This is a genomic window from Dryocola clanedunensis, from assembly GCF_038405435.1.
Classification (GTDB): Bacteria; Pseudomonadota; Gammaproteobacteria; order Enterobacterales; family Enterobacteriaceae; genus Dryocola; species Dryocola clanedunensis_A.
In genome coordinates, this window is record NZ_JBBYHZ010000205.1 from 1 (window position 1) to 533 (window position 533).

Annotated in this window: 1 pseudogene; it reads left to right on the forward strand. The window is 65.5% G+C overall.

Annotation, left to right across the window (positions count from 1 at the left end):
• Positions 1-533: pseudogene (locus AAE045_RS24245) on the forward strand (isocitrate lyase); the annotation flags it as partial.

The window sequence follows — 533 nt, forward strand, 5'->3', positions numbered from 1 at the left end:
GCCGACCCGCGAGGCCATCGAAAAGCTCAACGCCGCGCGCCTGGCCGCCGACGTGATGGGCGTGCCGACCCTGCTGGTGGCGCGTACCGACGCGGAGGCCGCCGACCTGCTGACCAGTGATGTGGATGGCAACGACCAGCCGTTCACCACCGGCGAGCGCACCGTGGAAGGCTTCTACAAGACCCGCAACGGCCTGGACCAGGCCATCAGCCGCGGCCTGGCTTACGCCCCCTACGCCGACCTGATCTGGTGCGAGACCGGCAAGCCGGACCTGGAGTTCGCCCGCAAGTTCGCCGAAGCGATCCACGCCAAGTTCCCGGGCAAGCTGCTGGCCTATAACTGCTCGCCCAGCTTCAACTGGAAGAAGAACCTGGACGACGCCACCATCGCGACCTTCCAGAAGGAGATCGCCAAATATGGCTACAAGTTCCAGTTCATCACCCTGGCCGGCTTCCACGCCCTGAACTACTCGATGTTCAACCTGGCCCACGGCTACGCCCGCCGCCAGATGAGCGCCTTCGTGGAGCTGCAGG